Annotated in this window: 14 protein-coding genes; 13 read left to right on the top strand and 1 reads right to left on the bottom strand. The window is 74.2% G+C overall.

Annotated features, from left to right (window positions below):
* The 4 genes from ACOJTC_RS04895 to ACOJTC_RS04910 form a co-directional block, all read left to right on the top strand.
* A partial coding sequence (locus ACOJTC_RS04895) for an acyl-CoA dehydrogenase family protein (RefSeq protein WP_420115917.1) occupies positions 1 to 821 on the top strand: 821 nt, incomplete at its 5' end.
* Positions 815 to 1,552: a PIG-L deacetylase family protein gene (locus ACOJTC_RS04900; protein ID WP_420115918.1), complete on the top strand. Its 738-nt coding sequence runs from the start codon at positions 815 to 817 to the stop codon at positions 1,550 to 1,552. The genes ACOJTC_RS04895 and ACOJTC_RS04900, both read left to right, overlap by 7 nt.
* Positions 1,549 to 2,175 carry a class I SAM-dependent DNA methyltransferase gene (locus ACOJTC_RS04905; RefSeq protein ID WP_420115919.1) on the top strand — a complete coding sequence of 209 codons (627 nt, stop codon included), beginning with the start codon at positions 1,549 to 1,551 and terminating at the stop codon, positions 2,173 to 2,175. Before ACOJTC_RS04900 ends, ACOJTC_RS04905 begins: the two co-directional genes overlap by 4 nt.
* A 5-nt stretch (positions 2,176 to 2,180) precedes the next feature.
* On the top strand, positions 2,181 to 2,906 hold the full coding sequence (locus ACOJTC_RS04910; RefSeq protein ID WP_420115920.1) for a glycosyltransferase: 726 nt from the start codon (positions 2,181 to 2,183) through the stop codon (positions 2,904 to 2,906).
* 94 nt (positions 2,907 to 3,000) lie between these two features.
* On the opposite strand, the gene ACOJTC_RS04915 is transcribed toward ACOJTC_RS04910, so the two are convergent.
* Entirely contained in the window at positions 3,001 to 5,643 is a 2,643-nt protein-coding gene (locus tag ACOJTC_RS04915; protein ID WP_420115921.1) for an IPT/TIG domain-containing protein, read from the bottom strand.
* 219 nt (positions 5,644 to 5,862) lie between these two features.
* Here ACOJTC_RS04915 and ACOJTC_RS04920 point away from each other — a divergent pair, with 219 nt between their 5' ends.
* Genes ACOJTC_RS04920 through ACOJTC_RS04960 form a run of 9 tightly spaced genes read left to right on the top strand, consistent with a single transcriptional unit; the run spans position 5,863 to position 17,091 of the window.
* Positions 5,863 to 7,191 carry an ATP-grasp domain-containing protein gene (locus tag ACOJTC_RS04920; protein WP_420115922.1) on the top strand — a complete coding sequence of 443 codons (1,329 nt, stop codon included), beginning with the start codon at positions 5,863 to 5,865 and terminating at the stop codon, positions 7,189 to 7,191.
* A complete protein-coding gene (locus tag ACOJTC_RS04925) occupies positions 7,188 to 8,027 on the top strand; it encodes a Rossmann-like domain-containing protein (protein WP_420115923.1) in 840 nt (279 codons plus the stop codon). Before ACOJTC_RS04920 ends, ACOJTC_RS04925 begins: the two co-directional genes overlap by 4 nt.
* Positions 8,021 to 9,097 (top strand): PLP-dependent cysteine synthase family protein, encoded by a 1,077-nt coding sequence (locus tag ACOJTC_RS04930; RefSeq protein WP_204925144.1) that lies wholly within the window; start codon positions 8,021 to 8,023, stop codon positions 9,095 to 9,097. Before ACOJTC_RS04925 ends, ACOJTC_RS04930 begins: the two co-directional genes overlap by 7 nt.
* Positions 9,094 to 10,116, top strand: a complete 1,023-nt coding sequence (locus ACOJTC_RS04935; RefSeq protein WP_420115924.1) for an enolase C-terminal domain-like protein — start codon at positions 9,094 to 9,096, stop codon at positions 10,114 to 10,116. The genes ACOJTC_RS04930 and ACOJTC_RS04935 overlap by 4 nt, the downstream gene beginning before the upstream one ends.
* Positions 10,113 to 11,354, top strand: coding sequence for an MFS transporter (locus ACOJTC_RS04940; protein ID WP_420115925.1), 1,242 nt, complete (start codon positions 10,113 to 10,115; stop codon positions 11,352 to 11,354). The genes ACOJTC_RS04935 and ACOJTC_RS04940 overlap by 4 nt, the downstream gene beginning before the upstream one ends.
* Positions 11,351 to 12,154, top strand: a complete 804-nt coding sequence (locus ACOJTC_RS04945) for a class I SAM-dependent methyltransferase (protein WP_420115926.1) — start codon at positions 11,351 to 11,353, stop codon at positions 12,152 to 12,154. The genes ACOJTC_RS04940 and ACOJTC_RS04945 overlap by 4 nt, the downstream gene beginning before the upstream one ends.
* Positions 12,155 to 12,212: 58 nt before the next feature.
* Positions 12,213 to 13,778 carry an ABC transporter substrate-binding protein gene (locus ACOJTC_RS04950; RefSeq protein ID WP_420115927.1) on the top strand — a complete coding sequence of 522 codons (1,566 nt, stop codon included), beginning with the start codon at positions 12,213 to 12,215 and terminating at the stop codon, positions 13,776 to 13,778.
* Positions 13,775 to 14,719 carry an ABC transporter permease gene (locus tag ACOJTC_RS04955; RefSeq protein WP_420115928.1) on the top strand — a complete coding sequence of 315 codons (945 nt, stop codon included), beginning with the start codon at positions 13,775 to 13,777 and terminating at the stop codon, positions 14,717 to 14,719. Before ACOJTC_RS04950 ends, ACOJTC_RS04955 begins: the two co-directional genes overlap by 4 nt.
* Positions 14,716 to 17,091, top strand: coding sequence for an ATP-binding cassette domain-containing protein (locus ACOJTC_RS04960; protein ID WP_420115929.1), 2,376 nt, complete (start codon positions 14,716 to 14,718; stop codon positions 17,089 to 17,091). The genes ACOJTC_RS04955 and ACOJTC_RS04960 overlap by 4 nt, the downstream gene beginning before the upstream one ends.
* Positions 17,092 to 17,094: the final 3 nt, after the last annotated feature.

Here is a 17,094-nt window from a genome sequence, read left to right on the forward strand (position 1 = left end):
CCCTGGCCCGGCTGGGCGAGGGGCACGCCGACGCCCTGGCGATCCTCGCCGAACTCGGCATGACGATCGACCCCGGCCGGCGTCGTGAGCCGTGGGGTGTCTGGGCGGCCGTGCCGGCGTCGGTCACGGCGACCCGGGACGGCGACCGGTGGCGGCTGACCGGTGACCGGCCCTGGTGCTCCGGGGCGGGTCTGCTCGCCCGCGCCCTGGTCACCGCGACCACCGACGACGGCATCCGGCTGTTCGCCGTCGAGGTCGACGCCGCCGGGGTCACCGCACTACCCGACACCTGGCCGGCCGTCGGTATGGCCGCCAGCGACAGCCGTACCGTCAGCTTCGACGGCGTGACCGCCGTCGCGGTGGGCGGGCCGGGCAGCTACACGGCGCGGCCGGGTTTCTGGCACGGCGGGCTGGGGGTGGCGGCGTGCTGGTACGGCGGGGCGGTCGGGGTCGCCGACACCCTGTACAGCGCGGCGCGGCACCGCCGTCTCGGCCCGCACGCCCTGGCGCACCTCGGTGCGGTCGACGCGGCCCTGACCGCCGCCCGCAGTGTCCTGTTCGCCGCCGCCGACGAGATCGACGTGAACCCCACCGGGGACGCGGACCGGTTGGCCCACCAGGTTCGCGCCACCGTCGAGGCGGCCGCCACCACTGTCGTCGACCGGGTCGGTCGGGCGCTGGGGGCGGGCCCGCTGTGCCAGGACGCCCACCATGCCCGCCGGGTCGCCGACCTGACGGTGTACCTGCGGCAGAGCCACGCGGAGGCGGACCTGGCCCACCTCGGTGAGCTGGTGGCGGCGGTCGGGGACCCCGGATGGTGAGGCCGATCGTCGACGCGGGCACCGACGAGAGCAGTTGGCGTGCGTGGCCGGCACCGGCCGGCTGGCCCGTACTGGCGCTGGACGACCGGGTGCGGGCGGCGCCGCCGCTGGTGCTCGCCCCGCACCCCGATGACGAGGTGCTCGGGGTGGGTGGCCTGGTCGCGATGCTCGCCGGCGACGTCGAGATCGCGGTCGTCACCGACGGCGAAGCCTCGCATCCGGAATCCACGGTCCACTCGCGGGCGGCGCTGGCCGCGATCCGGCGGGCCGAGACGGTCACGGCCTGCGGACTGCTCGGGGTCGCCCCCACCGCCATCGACCATCTCGGGCATCCCGACGGCGGTGTCGACGAGCCGGCGCTCGCCGAGGCGTTGACCGGCCGGCTGGTGCCGGGACGGTGGTGCGTCACGACGTGGCGCGGCGACGGACACCCGGACCACGAGGCGGTGGGGCGGGCGGCGGCGACCGCCTGCCGTCGTACGGGCGCGACGCTGGTGGAGTTCCCGGTGTGGACGTGGCACTGGGCCCGACCGGACCATCCCGACGTGCCGTGGCACCGCGCGCGCCGGATCGACCTGACCGGGCCGGCCAGATCGGCCAAGCTGGCGGCGGTCGACGCCTTCCGTAGCCAGGTGCTGCCACTGGGGCCGGCACCCGCCGACGCCGCGATCCTTCCCCCGAACGTCCTCGCCCGCTTCGCACGTCCCTACGAAACGGTGTTCCTGCCATGACCCCAGGCGGCACCCCGGCCGGCTACTTCGACGACATGTACGCCGGCGCGGAGGACCCGTGGAGTTTCGAGACCCGCTGGTACGACCAGCGTAAGCACGAGATGACGGTGGCCTGCCTGCCGCGCCGGCGGTACCGGTCGGCATTCGAGCCGGGGTGTTCGACCGGGATGCTCACCCGCCGCCTCGCCCCGCGGTGCGACCGGCTGCTGGCGGTCGACATCGCCGCCGCGCCGGTGGCGAGCGCCCGACGGCGGCTGGCGGAGCAGCCACACGTCCGGGTGCAACGGATGCGGGTCCCCGACGAGTGGCCGGCCGTGGCGGACGACCGGTTCGACCTGATCGTGCTTTCCGAGCTGGGCTACTACTTCGACGACGCCGGGTTGGATCTGCTGGTGGCCCGTACGGTCGACTCGCTCGAACCCGGCGGCACGCTGGTGGCCGTGCACTGGCGGCCGCCGGTGGCCGAGCACGCCCGCAGCGGCGACGACGTGCACCGGCTGCTCGCCGGCGTGGACGCCCTGACGCGGACGGCACGGCACGAGGAGGCCGACTTCCTGCTCGACGTGTTCCTGCGGGTGCCGCCGCCGGCCAGGTCCGTCGCCCAGGCCGACGGCCTGTGGTGAACCGGATGGCGGTCGTGGTGCCCGCCCACGACGAGCAAACGTTGCTGCCCGGCTGTCTGACCTCCGTCCTCGACGCGCTGCGGCACCTGCCGGTGCCCACGGAGGTGATCGTGGTGGCCGACGACTGCCGCGACGCCACGGCCGCCGTCGCCGAACGCCCCGGCGTCGTCGTGCTGACGGTGCGGGCCCGCAACGTCGGCCGGGCCCGGGCCGCCGGCATGGCGTACGCGCTGCGCCACGGCCCGCAGGGGTTGTGGCTCGCCACCACCGACGCGGACAGCCGGGTGCCCCGGCGGTGGGGCGGCTGGCAGCTGCGTCACGCCCGCGCCGGCACCGACCTGCTGGTCGGGACGGTACGGGTCACCGACTGGGCACCCCGCGCCATCCAGGTCCGTGACCGGTACGAGGCCCGGTACCGGCAGGGGCTGACCGGCACCGGCCACCGGCACGTCCACGGTGCGAACCTGGGCTGCGCCGCCACCGCGTACGAGCGGCTGGGCGGCTTCGCCGACCTGCGCCACGGTGAGGACCACGACCTCGTCGAACGCGGTCGGCGGCAGGCCATGCGGGTCGTCACCGACGCCGGCTGTGCGGTACGCACCAGTGCCCGCCGCCACGGTCGGGCCCCGCACGGCTTCGCCGGTTACCTCGACGCCCTCGAAGACCGGCCGACGGCCCCCTCGACGGTGCAGCCCGAGCGGATGCCGTGCGGCGGGTGCACCGTGGCGTGACGAACCGCCCTGCCCCGGCGGCGCGCGAAGCGCGCGTACCGGAAAGGGCGACTCCCGGCCAGGGTCCGGTCGGACCCTGGCCGGGAGCATCCGGTCAGCCGGTGCGGCCGGCCCGGTGCCGGCGGCGGGTCAGCACGACCAGGGCGACGCCGAGCAGTGCGAGCAGCACCCCGACAGTCAGCGGCGCGGCGACGGCGTCACCGGTCACCGGCAGGATCCCACCAACGTAGCGGAAGGTGGATCCGTTGGAGGTGCCGCCCCCGGTGCTCACCACGACCGTGGTGTCACCTGCCGCGCAGGGCGGTGTGCGGAAGGTCAGCGAGCGACCGTCCGGCGACACGGTGACCTGGTCGGCCGGGATGGTGGTGCCGCAGATGGTGACCGTGGTGCCGCCCGGTACGAACCCGGAGCCACCGACCGTCACGGTCGTGCCGCCACCTGTCGGCCCCTGTCCGGGGGTGACGGTGTCGATGCGCGGCGGGACGGGTTCGTAGGTGAACCCGTCCGGTGCGGTGACGTCGTCACCGGGCAGCAGGACGGTGACGTCCACCGGTCCGACCTGGCCGGGCGGGGTGACCACGGTCAGCGAGGTGCCGCCCGGGTTCACGACCAGGTTGGTGCCGGGTGTATTGCCGAAGTTCACGCCGGTGGCGCCGGTGAGACCGGTGCCGGTGATGGTCACCGTGGTGCCGCCGGTGGTCGGTCCGGTGCCTGGCACGATGGAGGTGATCGTCGGTGCGACGTACGTGAAGACCGGCGCGGTGGCGGTGCCCGCGGGGAACACCAGTCGGACGTCCGCCGGCCCGGCCGTGTTCGGCGGGGTCACCACGGTGATCGTGGTGCCCGCCGGGTTGACGGTGAACCCGGTGCCGGGCACCCCGTCGAAGGTCACCCCGGTCGCTCCGGTGAACCCGGTCCCGGTGATGGTGACCGTGGTGCCACCCGAGGTCGGCCCGCTCGTCGGGGTCAGCCCGGTCACGGTCGCGGCGCTGCCGTCGGCGAGGTAGGTGTAGCCCAGCGGTGCCGCCGTACCGCCGCCGGTGGTGACCAGCACGACGGCCGGTCCGACCGCGCCGGGCGGGGTGACCGCCGTCAGGGAGGTGCCGCCGGGGGCGACCGTGACGTTGGTGGCCGGCACCCCGTCGAAGGTGACTGTCGTGTCACCGGGCACGAAGCCGGTGCCGGTGATCGTCACCGTCTGTCCGCCCGACTGGGGACCGGTGTTCGGCGTGATCGACGCGACGGTCGGCGGTGCTGCCGCCACGTACGTGAATCCGTCCGGTGCGGTCGCGTCCGCGCCCGGCAGGAGCACGGTGACGTCCACCGGTCCGACCTGGCCGGGCGGGGTGACCACGGTCAGCGAGGTGCCGCCCGGGTTGACCGTGACGTTGGTGCCCGGGGTGTCGCCGAAGGTCACTCCGGTCGCTCCGGTGAAGCCGGTGCCGCTGATGGTCACCGTGGTGCCGCCGACGGTCGGCCCGGTGTCCGGGACGATCGAGGTGATCGTCGGCCCGAGGTAGGTGAACGTCGGCGCGGTCACCCGACCGGCCGGGAAGACCAGCTCGACCAGGGCCGGCCCCGCCGGGTTCGGCGGCGTCACCACGGTGATCGTGGTGCCTGCGGGGTTGACGGTGAACCCGGTGCCGGGCAGTCCGTCGAAGTCCACGCCGGCCGCCCCGGTGAAGCCGGTGCCGGTGATCGTCACCGTGGTGCCGCCGACGGTCGGCCCGGAGGTCGGCGTGAGGCCGGTGATCGTGGCCGCGCTGCCGTCGGCGAGGTACGTGTAGCCCAGCGGTGCGGCGGTGCCGTTCACCGTGCCGACCACGACCTCGGCGGGTCCGACCGCGCCGGGCGGGGTGACCGCCGTCAGGGAGGTGCCGCCCGGCGCGACCGTGACGTCGGTCGCGGGCACCCCGTCGAAGGTGACCGTGGTGCCACCCGGGATGAAGCCCGTGCCGGTGATCGTCACGGTCTGGCCGCCTGACTGCGGGCCCTCGTCGGGGCTGATCGTCGCGGTGGTCGGTGCCGCCGGCGGACGCTCGCAGAGCGCCTCGGCCACGATGACGGTGCCGACGGGAATGGTGGTCGGGACGCCGAGGATGCTGCCCGACAGGGTCAGCACGGCCCGCACCGTGATCGCGGTGGCGTCGGTGGCGGTGGTCGTCTCGACCCGGGTCAACGAGGCGTTCAGGCTCGCGTCCAGCAGCCCCGGCACCACCACCGCCGCGCTGCCCACGACGGCGGGGGTGTTCGCCGTCAGCGTCACCGCCGAGCCGAACAACTCCAGCCCGACGAGCGTGGTGTCCGCGCTGGTCGCGCCGACCTGCGGACAGACCGCGGTGGCGGTGACCTCGGCGGCGTCCAGCACGTCGATGCCGAGCACGGTCAGGTTGAGGCCGTTGACGCTGGAGGACGCCGACGATCCGTCGGCCGCCCGGGTGGCGGTGACCTCCTCGACGGTGCCGCTGGCGGTCACACCGACCGCCCCCGGTACCGAGATCGCCAGCAGCGTCTCGGTGTCGGTGCCCCCGCCGGCGGGCGCGGTGGCGGTGCCGACGGTCGCGTCGGCGCTGATCACGGCTATCCCGGCCACCTCGGCCGAGAGGTCGACGACGACGCCGCGGGCGCTCGCGTCGCCCGGTGCCGCCAGTGCCGGCGTACCCAGGGTCAGGGTTGCCAGGCTGGTGACCAGTAGCGCCGTGGCGGCGCTCGTGGTTCTTCGCAGGACGGTCCTCACCAATTTCCCCCGTTCAGATGGATGACGGGCCTGCGTGATGTGGCGGCAGCCGTCAACGAGTGAACGAGAAAAAATAGGTCAAGTTACGCATTTCGGACCTTGGATGGCTGTGGGTGGCGGCCGGCGTCCGCGCGATGGCGTCCGCCCGCTGTTCCCGGCGCTCCAGGGTTGATCGACTCCACAGGTGAACGTCCCCGGGCGTGTCGCTGGCTATTGCTAATGGAAACCATTATCGTCTGCTGGTCCGGAGTCGTCGAGCGTCGGGAGTACGCGGTGGGTCATGTGTTGCTGGTCGAGAGTTGGGTCGGTGCGATGAGCAGCCTGCTGCCCCGGGCGATCCGGGAGGCAGGACATCGGTTCACGTTCCTGACCAGGAACCTGCACCACTACCTGCGCCAGGGCGGCGGCACCGGGACGCATCCGCTGCTCGACGCCGACCACGTGATCACCGCCGAGACCAACGATCCGGAACGGCTGCTGCCGCACGTACGGAAGCTGCACGAGGTGCTGCGGTTCGACGGCGTCGTCACGTCCTGCGACTACTACCTCGCCACCGTGGCCCGGCTCGCCGCGGACCTGGGCCTGCCGGGCGCCCGGCCGGAAGCCGTCGAGTGCGCCTACCGCAAGGACCTGGCGCGGCAGCGGATGCAGGCTGCCGGCCTGCCCGGCCCGGCGTTCGCCGTCACCGGGGACTGGGCGGGCACCGAGGCCGCCGCCCGCGCCCTGGGTTTCCCGCTGGTCGTCAAACCGGTCGACCTGTGCGCCGGGATGTTCGTCCGGCTGGTGGCCGACCGGGACCAGCTACGCGAGGCGTTCGACGCCCTCGGCGAGTTCCCGGTCAACGCCCGGGGGCAGCAGCGTTCACCGCTGGTGCTGCTGGAGGAGGTGTTGGTCGGGCCGGAGGTCAGCGTCGAGACCGTCACCGTCGACGGGGAGACGACGGTGCTCGGTGTGACGGACAAGAGCCTCGCCGGTGCGCCGTGGTTCGTGGAGACGGGGCACATGTTCCCCGCCGCGCTCGACGCCGCGACGGCCGGTGCGGTGGGCGACATGGCCGTCGCCGCCCTCGCCGCGGTCGGGTTCGACCGGGGGGTGGCGCACACCGAGCTGCGACTGACGGCCGCCGGGCCACGGGTGGTGGAGATCAACCCCCGCCCGGCGGGCAACCAGATCACCGAACTGGTGCGACGTGCGACCGGGGTGGACCTGCCCATGGTGTACGCCCGGCTGGCCGTGGGTGAGCAGCCGGGGGTCGCGGTGGCCGACACCGGTGTCCGTAGCGCCGCCATCGCGTTCCTGCTCCCGCCCCGCGCCGGCACCGTCGCCGGGATCGACGGGGTGACCGCGCTGGCTGCCGCTCCCGACGTGGTCGACTGGGCGGTGAAGCCCGCCGGACACCGCACCGGCGACGCGGTGAGCAACAACGACTACCTCGGTCACGTCATGACGGTGGACACCACGGGCCCCGGCGCCCGGGCCCGGGCCGACGCACTGGTCGCCGGGCTCGGCGTCCGGTACGTCGACGAGCTGGCCGGAGCCCACGCGTGACCCCGGTGGACACCGGTGGGCCGGTCACGTCGGTGCCGGACCTGATCGACGCGGTCCGAGCGGGCCGCTTCGGCCCCGACCCGGCCACCGCGCAGGTCACCGTCGCGTTCACCACCCGACAGGGTGCCCGGCATGCCGGGCGGGCCCGTGGCTACCGCAACCAGGTGCTGAGCCTGCGGGTGGACGCCGCCGTCGGTTCGTGCGCGACGGAACCCGACGAGCTGACCGACGAGGTCGCCCACGACTGCGTCGGTCGCAGCGTCGCGGAACTGCTCACCCACCCGGCGTCGGCGGTGCGCGTCGCGGCCCTGGACGCCTACCTCGCCACGGTCCGACCGCACCCGCAGGCCGCCTGCGACAGGGTAACCATCCCGGCCGGGACGTCGCTTGCCAAGTCGACCGCCCGGGCCGCCGCCGTGGTGGACCTGCTGCCGGTGGTGCCGGGGCAGCAGGTCCTGGTCGTCGGGGTGGTGAACTCCCTGCTGGCGCAGTTGCGGGAGCGGGGCGTCGGCTACCTGCCGTGCGACCGGGCCGGCGGGAGCACGGAGTGGGGGGAGACGTGCCTGCCGGACGCCGCCGTGCTGCTGGAACGCTGCGACGCGCTGCTGGTGTCCGGGATGACCCTGGGCAACGACACGTTCGCGCCGCTGCTGCGGCACGCCCGTACCACCGGCAAGCCGATGGTGGCCTTCGCCCAGACCGGCAGCGCCGTCCTGCCGTGTTTCCTCGGCGCGGGGTTGAGTGGCGTGTCCGCCGAGCCGTACCCGTTCTTCTGGCTCGACGGCGCAGCGACGACGGTCTACCGCTACCGTGCCGGGGCCGGGTCGCCGTGCTGACCGCCTCCGTGCCCGCCGCCCGCGCGCCGCACCTGCTGGGCCTGCTGGGACGCTCCCCGGTGGCGTTCGTCGACACCCCGCTGCCGCACCCGCACGGCGGGTTCCACGCCAAGGTGGAGTACCTGAGCCCGGGGGGCATGAAGGCGCGGGCCGCGGTGGCGATGTTGCGGGCCGCCCGGCGGCGCGGTGACCTGCGGCCGGGCGGCACCGTGGTGGAGTCGACCAGCGGCACGCTGGGGCTCGGTCTCGCGTTCGCCGGGCAGGCCCTGGGCCACCCGGTCGTCCTCGTGGTGGACCGGGAGATCGAACGGCCGATGCGCGCGCTGCTGGCGGCCCACGGGGCGACGGTGGAGGTGGTGGCGCAGCCGCACCCGGTCGGTGGTTGGCAGCAGGCCCGCCTGGACCGGTTGCGTGAGGTGCTGGCCCGTATCCCCGGCGCCTACTGGCCCGACCAGTACCACAACCCGGACAACGCCGCCGGTTACCGCAGCCTCGCCGAGGAGTTGACAGGCCAGGTCGAGGCCGTGGACGTGCTGGTGTGCAGCGTCGGCACCGGTGGGCACAGTGCCGGTCTGGGCCGGGCGTTGCGCCGGTACTGGCCGGGGATGCGGCTGGTCGGGGTCGACACCGTCGGCTCGACGATCTTCGGACAGCCCGCGCGGCCCCGGCTGATGCGCGGGTTGGGCAGCAGCATCTTCCCCCGCAACGTCGACTACGCGGCCTTCGACGAGGTGCACTGGGTCGGCCCGGTGGAGGCGGTGGACACCTGCCGCCGGTTGGCCCGGGCGGCGTTCGTCACCGGCGGCTGGAGCACCGGGGCCGTCGCCCGGGTCGCCGCGTGGATCTGCCGGATGCAGCCCGGTGCCCGGGTGGTGACGATCTTCCCGGACGGCCCGCACCGCTACCTCGACTCGATCTTCGACGACGCCTACTGCGCCCGCCACGGGCTGTTCGCCCCGGCTCCGGACCATCCGATCGAGATCCCGTACCCGGATGTCGTCGAGGTGACCCGGTGGAGTCGCTGCCGGACCGTCCTCGACCCGCTGCGCCGCCTGGCGGTGCCGGCATGAGGCTCGACTGGCGCAGCTACCCGCTGCGGCTGCGGGAACCGCTGCGGATCTCCCGGGCGACGATGCCGGGCCGTGACGCCGTCCAACTCGACCTGTCCCACGACGGCGTCACCGGCCACGGCGAGGTGGTGACCAGCGTCTACTACGGACTGGACCTGGCCGCCATCCTCGCACTGCTGCCCGGGCTGCGGCACCGGGTGCGCGACTGCGGCGAACCCGAGGTGCTGCTCGCGGAGTTACCGGCACTCGCCACGCAGCTACCCACCGGTGTGCTGGCGGCCCTGGACGCCGCCGTCCACGACCTGCTGGGCCGCAGGGCCGCACAGCCGGTGTACCGGTGGCTCGGCCGTCCCGCCCCGACCCCGGCGGCCACGGCCCACACCATCGGTCTCGTCGCGCCCGGCCACGCCGGGGCCACCGCGCGGGACCTGGCCCGACGCGGCTTCCGACTGGTCAAGGTCAAGTGTGGAGACCCCGCCGACGTGGCCCGGGTCGCCGCCGTCCGCGCCGCACTGCCGCAGGCACGGCTCCTGCTCGACCCCAACGGCGCGTGGACCCCCGAGCAGACCGTGCGGTTGCTCGACACGCTACGCCCGTACGACATCGACGCCGTCGAGCAGCCCATCGCGCCCGGCACCCCGCAGCTGCTCGGCTGGATCAGCGCGCGCACCGACGTGCCGGTCATCGCCGACGAGGACGCGGCCACGGCGGCGCACGTCGACGCCCTCGTCGGCACGGTGGCCGGCATCAACGTCAAGCTGGCCAGGTGCGGCGGCATCCACGCCGCCCGGCAGATCGCCGCCACGGCCCGGGCCCACGGCATGGACCTCATGCTGGGCTGCCTTGTCGCCAGCTCGCTGGGCATCGCACCGGCGGTGCACCTCACCGGCGACGCCCGCTGGGTCGACCTGGACGGGCACCTGCTGCTCGCCGACGATCCATGGACCGGCATCGGCGGTCACGACGGCGTCCTGCGGGTGAGCGGGGCACCCGGTCTCGGCGTGCGGGCGGCCCGATGAACACGTGGTCCACCCTGCGCAGCTTCCCGCTGCCGATCCGGCTGCTGGTGGTCAACCAGTTCGGGGTCAACGTCGGTTTCTACCTGCTGCTGCCCTACCTCGCCGGCTACCTGGCCGACGACGTCGGCCTCTCCACCGCCGTGATCGGCATCGTGCTCGGCGTGCGCAACCTCAGCCAGCAGGGCCTGTTCCTGCTGGGTGGCTCCGCCGCCGACCGGCTGGGCGCCCGAGGTGTCATCATCGCCGGTTGTGCCCTGCGCGCCGTCGGCTTCGGGTTGTTCGCCCTCGGCACGGCACTGCCGGTGCTGCTGGCCGCGTCGATCCTGTCCGGACTGGCCGGGGCGCTGTTCAACCCGGCCGTACGCAGCTACGTGGCGCAGGCCGCCGCCGACCGGCGGGCCGAGGCGTTCGCCCTGTTCACCGTCTTCGCCAGTGCCGGCGCGCTGTTCGGGCCGCTACTCGGCTCGGCGCTGCTGCTGGTCGACTTCCGGGCCGCCGCGCTGACCGCCGCCGGGCTGTTCGCCGCACTCACCGTGGCGCAGGCGGTCTGGCTGCCCGCCACCCCGGCCACCTCCGCCGAGGCGACGCTCTGGCAGGACTGGCGTACCGGCCTCGCCGACCGCCGGTTCCTGGCCTTCAGCGTCGCGCTGGCCGGCATGTTCGCGCTGCAGACCCAGCTGTACCTGATCCTGCCGGTGCAGGCGGCGCACGTCACCGGGCAGCCGGTGGCGGTCGCCGTGCTGTTCGTCGTCTCCACCGTCGTGACGCTCACCCTGCAACTGCCGCTGACCGGCTGGCTGCGGGGCCACTGGCGCCGTGGGGCGAGCATCACCGTCGGGATGGCGGTCATGGGGGCCGGGTTCCTGCTGCCGCTGCTGCGTGTGGAGTCGTCGTCGCCGGCGCTGCGGCTGGTGCCGGTGCTGGCCGCGGCGGTGCTGCTCACCCTGGGGGTGATGATCGCCCAGCCGTTCGTGCTGGAGTTGATCCCCGCCTTCGCCGGCCCCCGGCTGACCGGTACCTACTTCGGCCTGTTCTACCTGGTGTCCGGGGTCCTCGCCGCCGGCTGCACCGCCGCCGTCGGCGCGGCGGTGGGCACCGCCACGGCAACCGGGGTGCCGCCGGCGGCGTGGCTGCTCACCGCCACCGTCGGGGTGGCCTCGGCGGGCGCGGTGTGCCTGCTGCGCCTCGACGGCTCCCGCACGCCCGTGCCCCCGCCGGCCCCGGTGGGGGTGTCATGAGCGACGGGAACCTCCTCACCGACAACCCGGAACTGTACGAACAGCAGTTCCCCGACCCGGGTCACCGTGCCGCCCGGTTCGTCGACGACGTCGTACGCCGGTTCGCCGACCGCACCGACGTCGCGCCCCGGCTGCTCGACGTCGGATGCGGCACCGGCCGCGACGTCGGGCACCTCGCCACCCTCGGCTACGCCGCCGTCGGGTTGGACACGTCGGTGCCGATGCTGACGTACGCGCGGCGTCGCCACCCCGGCGTCCGGTTCGTCCACGCCGACCTGCGGGACTTCGACCTGGCCGGCCCCGTCGACGTGGTCACCTGCCTGGACAGCGCGCTGCTGTACTGCCACACCAACGCCGACCTGACGGCGTTCCTGCGCTGCTGCCACCGGCACCTGCGCCCCGGTGGGCTGCTGCTGGCCGAGATGCGCAACGGCGCGTTCTTCCTCGGCAACACCGAACTCCTCGACGGCACCCGTACCCGCACGGTGACCTGGCGCGGCGTCCCGTACACGTCCGGCACGCGGCTGTGGATCGACCACGGTGGGCAGCTGCTGCGCCGCGAACGGGTCTGGACCTGGCCGGCCTGCCCGCAACCGCTGGTGCAGACCTCGGCCTGGCGGCTGCTGTTCCCCGCCGAGCTGCGCTACCTGCTCGACACCACCGGGTTCGACGTGGTGGCCCTGTTCGACGCCCCCGGTCCCCGCACCGACCCGCCCTGGCATCCGAGCGCCGCGTTGTCGCCCGCGCTGTCCGGTGACCGCCTGCACCTGGTCGCGCGTCGACGCTTCGGCCCGGCCTGACTGTGGCCGCGGCAGCACCGCGGCGAGACCCACCGCCTTATCGGAAAGGACATTCATGATGGATAGTTCGTCTGCGGACGCGTCGAGGGTGACCCGTCGCGGCCTGCTCGGCGGTGCCGCCGCCGTCTCCGCCGCCCTGCTGGCCGGCTGCGGTGGGGGCGACGACCCGAGCACCCCCGCCGCCGGGCGACCCCGGCGCGGCGGCCGGCTGCGGGCGGCGTTCGCCGGCGGTGGCATCAACGAGACACTGGACCCGCACCTGGCCAACCTGTTCAACGAGGCGTCCCGGGCCAAGGCGATGTTCGACAAGCTCGCCGACTACGGCCCCGACGTCTCCATCCGGCCGCGCCTCGCCGAACGCTGGGAACCCGACAGCGACCTCACCCGCTGGCGGATCAGCCTGCGGGAGGCGACGTTCCACGACGGGCGGCCGGTCCGCGCCGCCGACGTGCTGTACAGCTACGCCAGGATCACCGACCCGAAGAAGGCCTACCGGGCCAGGGCCAGCCTCGGCCTGCTCGACCTGCGCCGCAGCCGCGCCATCGACGACCGGACCGTGGAACTGGCCCTCACCCGCCCCTTCGCCGAGTTCCCCAACGCCCTGGCCGCGTTCGGCGCGTACATCGTCCCCGAGGGCGCCGACAGCTTCACCCGGCCCGTCGGATCCGGGCCGTTCACCTTCGACTCCTGGCAGCCCGGCCGGTCACTGCTGCTCAAACGCTACGACGGCTACTGGGAGGGCGCAGCCCACCTCGACGAGCTGGAATACCTGATCAGCAACGAGGAGTCGGCCCGGGTCAACGCCCTGCTCGCCGGGCAGGTGGAGTACGCCCACGACATCACCCCCACCACCGCCCGCACCCACGCCGGCAGCACCCGGCTGACCGTCACCCGGATGCCGAACAGCACCATGCAGTCCTTCGCCATGAAGGTCGACCGGCCGCCGTTCGACAACCGGGACCTCCGCGAGGCCATGTTCCTGCTCACCGACCGCCGACAGCTCGTCGACACCGTCCTCGCCGGATCCGGGCAGATCGGCAACGACCTGTTCGGCAAGGGCTACCAGCACTACGCCGACGACATCCCCCAACGCACCCACGACCCCGACCGGGCCCGCTTCCTGATCGACAAGGCCGACGCCCGGGGCCTGCGGATACGCCTCGACACCGCCTCGGTGGCCAGCGGCTTCGTCGAGGCCGCCAGCATCCTCACCGACCAGGCCAGACAGGCCGGCCTGGTCATCGACACCGCGCTGGGCAACAAGGACACCTACTGGAAGGACATCCTCGACACCGGTGTGCTGGCCTCGTACCGCTCCGGCGCCATGCCCATCGAGACGCACATCTCCCAGCGGCTGCTGACCAGCTCCACCACCAACGCGACCCGGTGGACCCGCCCCGACTTCGACGCCCTCTACACCCGGGCCGTCTCCAGCACAGACGAGGCCACCCGCCGGCAGGCGTACGGCGACATGCAACGCGTCCTGCACGCCGAGGGCGGCTTCCTGATCTGGGGTTTCGCCGACTTCCTCGTCGCCACCGCACCCCGCGTCGGTGGCGTGTCCGCCCAGGCACCGGCCAACACCCTCGACTGGGCCCGCTTCGACAAGGTCTGGCTGGGGTGAGCCTGCCCCGCTACGCCGCAGGGCGGCTGCTGCTCGGACTCGGGCAGGTCGCCGGGATCACCACCATCGTGTTCGTGCTCACCGAGGCGCGGCCCGGTGACGCCGCCGTGGTGATCGCCGGCGACCAGCCCGACCCGGCCCGGATCGCGGCCGTCCGGCAACAGCTGGACCTCGACCGGCCGGCCTGGCAGCGCTACCTCGACTGGCTGACCGACCTGCTCCACGGCGACCTCGGCGTGTCACTGATCTCGGGACGGCCGATCGTCGACCGGCTCGCCGACAGCGCAGGCGTCACCCTGCTGCTGGCGGCGGTGACCCTGCTCGTGCTCGTACCGCTCGCCGTCGCCCTGGGCATGCTGGCGGCCCGCCGGGAGGGGGGACCACTGGACCGGACGGTGTCCGCGGTGTCGGTCGCCCTGTACGCGGTGCCGGAGTTCGCCCTGGCGATCCTGCTCGTCGCCGTGTTCGGCGTCCGCCTCGGCTGGCTGCCACCCACCGCGTTCGGCGCCGACCTGCTCGCCCAACCGTCGGTGCTCGTACTGCCCCTGCTCGTGCTGCTCGCCCGACCGGTCTGCACCATCAGCCGACTCACCCGCGCCGGCCTGCTCGACGCGCTACGCGCCGAGCACCTCCGCCACGCCCGCCGCCTCGGCATCACCGGCGGCCGGCTCTGGCTGCGCCACGCCCTGCCCGACGCCCTGGCACCGGTCGTGCAGCAACTCGCCCGCACCACCGACTGGCTACTCGGCGGGGTCATCGTCGTCGAGGCGGTGTTCGTCATCCCCGGACTCGGCACCGCCCTGGTCGACGCCGTGTCCAGCCGCGACGTGCCCACCGTGCAGGCACTGTGCGTCCTCGTCGCCGTCACCACGGTGCTGGTGAACCTGGCCGCCGACCTGGTGGCGTTCCGCCTCGCCCCGCGTACCCCGGTGGGCCGATGAGGCGGCTGCGCACCCTGACCGTGGCGGCGCTGCTCAGCGTGCCGCTCGGCCTGGCCGTGGGCGGGCCGCTCCTTTCCGGTGAGCCGGCCGGCCGCACGTTCCCGTTCACCGACGACGGGCCGCTGGGCACCGACTTCGTCGGCCGCGACGTCGGCCAGCAGATCCTGCTCGGCGGCCGGTCCGTGGTCGCCGTCGCCGTCGCCGCGACGCTGCTGGCGTACCTCGTCGGGGTGCCCCTCGGGTTGCTGGCCGCGTCGACCCGCCGCCGGTGGGTCGACGAACTGCTCATGCGCCCACTGGACCTGGCGCTGGCCGTGCCGTCACTGCTGCTGCTGATCCTGCTGGCCGCCACCGCACCGCCCGGACCGCTCACCCTGGTCGGGATCGTCGCGCTGATCGGGCTGCCGGAGATCACCCGGATCACCCGGGCAACCGCGCTGCCGCTGGCCCACGGGCCGGCCTTGGAGGCTATGCGCCTGTACCGCGAGACCTGGTGGCGACGTGGCCCCGGCTACGTCGCCACCGGCATCCGCCGGGTCCTGCTCGCCGATGCCGGCGTCCGGTTCGTCGGCGCGACGTACCTGGTGGCCACCGCCAGCTTCCTGGGCATCGGCGTGGCACCCGACGCCGCCGACTGGGCGGTCATGGTGGACCGCAACCGCGCCGGACTGTTCCTGCAACCCTGGGCCGTCGCCGTCCCCGCCGCCCTGCTCATCTGCCTGGCCGTCGGCCTCAACCTGGCCACTGACCAGATGCTGGTCAGCCGCCGCACCGACCCCCCGCCCCGGCCCGCGCCCTCCACGACCGCCCCCCGCCCGCCGACACCCGGCACCCTCCTTGAGGTACGGGACCTGACCGTCACCAGCGGCGACACCCGCCTGGTCGACGGCGTCTCCGTCGCCCTGCCCGCCGGGAAGATCCTCGCCGTCGTCGGCGCCTCCGGCAGCGGCAAGACCACCACCGGCCGGGCCCTGCTCGGCGACGTCGCCCACACCGGCACCGTCACCCTGGCCGGCGCGCCCGTCACCACCCGCACCCCGCCACCGCCCGGCAGCGTCGGCTACGTCCCCCAGCAACCCGGTGCCGCACTGCACCCGGTACGCCGCATCGGTGCCGTGCTCGACGAGATCGCCCGGCACCACACGCCCGGCACCGGCCGCAGCGCCCGCCGACGCGCCGTGACCGCCGTCCTCGACCGGGTCAGCCTGCCCACCGACCGCCGGTTCCTACGCCGTTTCCCGCACCAGCTCTCCGGCGGTCAGCAGCAACGCCTCGTCATCGCCCACGCCCTGCTCGCCCACGCCGTCCTGCTCATCGCCGACGAACCCACCACCGGGCAGGACGCCCTCACCCGCACCGACGTCGCCCGGGAACTCACCACCCTCGCCCGCGACGGCATCGCCGTGCTCCTGCTCAGCCACGACCTGCACCTCGTGCGCGCCGTCGCCGACCAGATTCTCGTGCTGCACCGGGGAGCCGCCGTCGAGTACGGCACCGCCGCCGACGTCCTCGCCACCCCCCGACACCGGTACGCCCGGGACCTGCTCGCCGCGCCACCGCACCCGCCGTCGACGGCGACCCGGCAGGACCGGCCGCTGCTGCACGCCGCCGGTCTGAGCGCCGCCCACCGCGACGGCGGCCGACGACGTGACGTGCTCCACGACGTCACCCTGACCGTCCCCGCCGGGCGGTGCCTGGCCGTGGTCGGCCGCTCCGGCAGCGGCAAGACCACCCTCGCCCGCTGCCTCGCCGGCCTGCACCCCACCCGCACCGGCCTGGTGACCCTCGACGGGCAACCCCTCGCCGGGCACCTGGACCGCCGCCGCCCCGACGAACTGGCCGCCATCCAGTACGTGTTCCAGGACGCCCGCGCCAGCTTCGACCCCCACCGGAGCGTCCTCGACCAGACGGCCGCCCCCGCGCGACGCCTCCGCGACGCCCCACCGGAGCAGGCCCGCCGCACCGCCCTGGACCTGCTCGCCCGGGTGGGCCTCACCGAACCCACGGTCACCCGACGCCCCGACCGGCTCTCCGGCGGCGAACTGCACCGCGCCGCACTCGCCCGCGCCCTGGCCAGCCGACCCCGGGTGCTCATCTGCGACGAGACGACCGCCGGGCTCGACCGGCTCACCCAGCACGGCATCCTCACCCTCCTCGACGAACTGCGGCACAGCCTCCGGCTGACCGTCGTGGTGATCAGCCACGACCGGGACGTGGTCGCGCACCTCGCCGATCACATCGTCGTTCTCGACAACGGAACCGTCGTCGACCACGGCCTTGCCGAGGACCTGCTCCACCACGCGCAGCACCCGCTGACCCGCGCCCTGCTGCACACCCACCCGGCGGACGACACCGCACCCACCCATCCGTGACCG

It is taken from the genome of Micromonospora sp. (assembly GCF_048594385.1).
GTDB classification, from domain to species: Bacteria; Actinomycetota; Actinomycetes; order Mycobacteriales; family Micromonosporaceae; genus Micromonospora; species Micromonospora wenchangensis.